This window comes from Syntrophothermus sp., assembly GCF_013314835.1.
GTDB classification, from domain to species: domain Bacteria; phylum Bacillota; class Syntrophomonadia; order Syntrophomonadales; family Syntrophothermaceae; genus Syntrophothermus; species Syntrophothermus lipocalidus.
The window spans coordinates 1-3,176 of the sequence record NZ_JABUEX010000134.1 but is presented as its reverse complement, the minus strand read 5'-3'; the positions used below and the strand labels follow the sequence as shown (position 1 = coordinate 3,176).

General features: G+C 52.6%; 5 protein-coding genes. 4 read left to right on the top strand and 1 reads right to left on the bottom strand.

Annotated features, from left to right (window positions below; all coding sequences use genetic code 11):
* From HPY90_RS15605 to HPY90_RS15590, 4 genes are all read left to right on the top strand, one after another.
* The coding region (locus HPY90_RS15605) for a Mu transposase C-terminal domain-containing protein (protein ID WP_287195859.1) at positions 1–773 on the top strand (773 nt) is incomplete at its 5' end.
* The gene (locus HPY90_RS15600) at positions 773–1,576 is read left to right on the top strand and encodes an ExeA family protein (RefSeq protein WP_287195861.1); all 804 of its coding nucleotides are present in this window, start codon (positions 773–775) and stop codon (positions 1,574–1,576) included. The genes HPY90_RS15605 and HPY90_RS15600, both read left to right, overlap by 1 nt.
* A gap of 220 nt (positions 1,577–1,796) precedes the next feature.
* Positions 1,797–2,129, top strand: coding sequence for a hypothetical protein (locus HPY90_RS15595; RefSeq protein ID WP_287195858.1), 333 nt, complete (start codon positions 1,797–1,799; stop codon positions 2,127–2,129).
* Between the two features lie 18 nt (positions 2,130–2,147).
* The gene (locus HPY90_RS15590) at positions 2,148–2,441 is read left to right on the top strand and encodes a hypothetical protein (RefSeq protein WP_287195856.1); all 294 of its coding nucleotides are present in this window, start codon (positions 2,148–2,150) and stop codon (positions 2,439–2,441) included.
* Positions 2,442–2,991: 550 nt separating this feature from the next.
* On the opposite strand, the gene HPY90_RS15585 is transcribed toward HPY90_RS15590, so the two are convergent.
* Positions 2,992–3,176: hypothetical protein (locus HPY90_RS15585; RefSeq protein ID WP_287195854.1), on the bottom strand; the 185-nt coding region annotated here is incomplete at its 5' end.

Genomic DNA, 3,176 nt, shown 5'->3' with positions numbered 1-3,176 from the left:
TGTCCTACGGCCCCTACCTCAAGCTTAACGGCAGGAAGGTGCAGGCCTTCCTCTTTGCCTTTATCGACGACTGCTCGCGCCTCATCCCCTTTGCCCGGTTCTGTCTCTCGGAGAAATACGACTCGTTGAAGATCGTCTTCAAGGAGGCGATCTTGCGCCGGGGGATACCCAGGATGGTTTACGTGGACAACGGGAAGATCTACCACTCCGACCAGTTCCACGTAGTCTGCGCCTCTCTGGGTATCACCCTCATCCACACAAGGCCGTACGATGCCCAGGCCAAGGGGAAAATCGAGAGGTTCTTTTTAACGGTGAAACAGCGCTTCTATCCCCGGCTGGAACCGGACAACCTCTCCTCTCTTGAATCCCTGAACAGGGCCTTCTGGGAGTGGCTGGAGACGGATTACCACCGGAGCGTACACACTGCCCTGGGGATGAGTCCCCTGGACAAGTTCCTGTCCCAGGCAAGCCAGGTCAGAATGGTGGAGGACCCCGCTTCCCTGGAGCAGCTGTTCCTGCAGCGGGAGAGGCGCACCGTGAAGCACGACGGCACCATCTCCCTCAACAAGCGGCTCTTCGAGGTGCCGCCCCAGTTCATCGGGCAGAAGATAGAAGTTCGCTTCGACCCCGAAGATCCGGGCCGGGTGTTCGTCTTTGCTGACGGTGTCAGAGTGGCCGAGGCGAAGCCGGTCAACCTGGCCGACAACGCCCGGGTGAAAAGAGACCGGTTCCTCTCTTTCGCCAGGATGTTGGATGAGGAGGGGAAAGGGTGATGTACCGGGCGTTTTATTCCCTGTCATGGGAGCCTTTCTCGAAGGAGATCGCACCGGAGGATTACTTCCCTTCGAGAAACTGGTCGGAGGCGAAGGCCAGGCTGCAGTACCTTGTGAGAGCGAGGGGAATCGGTGTCCTGGTTGGAGAGCCGGGGTCGGGAAAGACCTTTGCCCTGCGTTCCCTTGCGGCAGGGTTGAACCCGGCCCTGTACAGGGTGATCTACCTACCCCTGTCTACCGGAACGGTGATGGATTTTTACCGGGGGCTGGCCGGCGGGCTGGGCGAGGAGCCCAAATTCCGCAAGATCGACCTCTTCGAGCAGATCCAGCGCTCTGTGCTCAACCTCTTTCAGGAGAGAAGGATCACCCCTGTCTTCATCCTGGATGAAATGCACCTGGCTTCACCCAAGTTCCTGCTGGATTTGAGCATTCTCTTCAATTTCTCGATGGATTCGCTGAACCCGTTTGTCTTCGTTCTCTCCGGCCTGCCGTTTTTGTTGAACCGCCTGGGCTTAAGCCAGACGCAGTCCCTCGTCCAGCGGGTGGTGATGCGCTACAAGATGGAGCCCCTGGAGAGGGATGAGGTCAAGGGTTACATTGAACACTACCTGAAGCTGGCGGGGGCCAACCATACCCTTTTCACCGACTCGGCTGTCGAGGCCATCGCTTCCAACTCCCGGGGCTGGCCGAGAATGGTCAACAATCTCGCCGTCACCGCTCTCATGCTTGGTGCTCAGCTCAAGGTGTGCCCTGTGGATGAGGATATCGTCAGGCAGGCTGCGGGTGAACTGGGGTTCTGTTGATGCCGCTTTTTGATAAGGGCTGGGGTAGATCTCGGCTCTTTTTTTGTTATCCAAAAAGCGTGACTATTTGAAAAATCGTTCTCAGTGAATTGCTTTAATGTGAAATTCTTGCACATTCTTCTGGATTAGCGGGCTGGTTTATTTTGCAAGATAGTGGTAGGTTTATTTTGAAAAATCACACTATTGAGAGCCAGATTGATTTTTATTCTAAGCTTCGTTGGTGGTAGCAGCACTTTTAATAGCAGGAATCAGTTATGCCGTATCTCCGGAAGAACAGGCTAAAATCTGTGCTCAAGAAAACCTGCCCAATTACTTAAGAATGATCGCAGATGATTATAAAAATTTCCACTTCTCCAGCAAGGAAGACCTTACCAGAGCCTCTCTTGGCGAACCAATTCCTAACGTGCGAATTGGAATGAAGGAATTAGATATGAATAAAACGCTTAAGGATCAGGCTGAACCCTATCCCTTCTATGTCTTCCCGGTAATGGTTGATAATAAGGCAGTAACAGATTTCACGGTTGTATTAGAAAAGGTAAATGGAAACCTGTAGACATTGGTGGAAACTTAAGTGCCATCATTGAAGAAGTGGCCCATGCAGAACGAGTTAGTACCAGGGACCTCCGTTGTTTTGCGTTTTGCCGCTGAGACATTTGTAATCGTCAGCAAGAACAGGCAAGAATACGGCTATCTCCCGTATTTTGTGACTCGAGGGGGTCCGAGAATAGCATCTCCCGGATCCCTTACTTTTATTGAGGAGGTAAAGATGCTTAAGCACAGGTTTTTACGGCTGCTTTTGAAAAGTCCACTCTTTATTATTCTGCTCATTTTTTTCACCATCACAACCAACACAGAGGCGATGTAGCTGTCAACTCCGAGTGGAAAAAATTTTTTGGTTCTTCAACATATGGCGGATACTCCACCACTACTCGAAGAGACCTGAACCAAACTGGACTACTCCGAGGTGCAGAAGCAAGCACCAAGAAACCATCCACGCCTTTAGCAAAGACCAACGGGCACATCAGGGTGATCCGGAGAGCATTGAAACCGTATGTTGCGACCTATCACCGGCTTATCACCTGCGGGCGGAGGACCTTCCGACAGGCGCGGCCGGTCTTCGACTGCTTTCGCGTCCGGTACGGTGGTTCGCGTTAGCAAAGGCATCCTGGAATACCAAGACGGATCGCGAGCTCAGGCCAGAGGTTATCGCAGCATTAGACCCTAATAACGGCGGCTTACATTACTTGGAAGTTGTCTCAGTCAGGGTCTACCTCAAATTGCCTCTTTCGGCAACCAATCCTGTGGCTACCCATACACAGGCTGGCGAGGGACCAAATTTTTTAAAGGCCCCCAGGCACCTGTTCTTGCGTGCAACGCACCAGAGTCAGGGGTTGTTCGTATCCCTCTCCTTTTTGCTATGCCACAAGCGAAGGAATTCTAGACAAGGCTTTGAGCGCTTCTCCCAAAGGAGTCCCCTGGGCCTTGGTGGCAAGGAGAGGAATTTTTGCCTGGAGCCAAGCCGCAGGGTCGGTTGCCTTTTGAAGGGGTTCAAGAAGCTCCTTTTGGATTAGTGAGCAGCCTGAACTGACCTCAGGCCACT

What these genes read in the sequence shown, in the direction of transcription:
- HPY90_RS15600 (WP_287195861.1), top strand. Translation starts at nt 773, where the DNA reads ATGTACCGGGCGTTTTATTCCCTGTCATGGGAGCCTTTCTCGAAGGAG.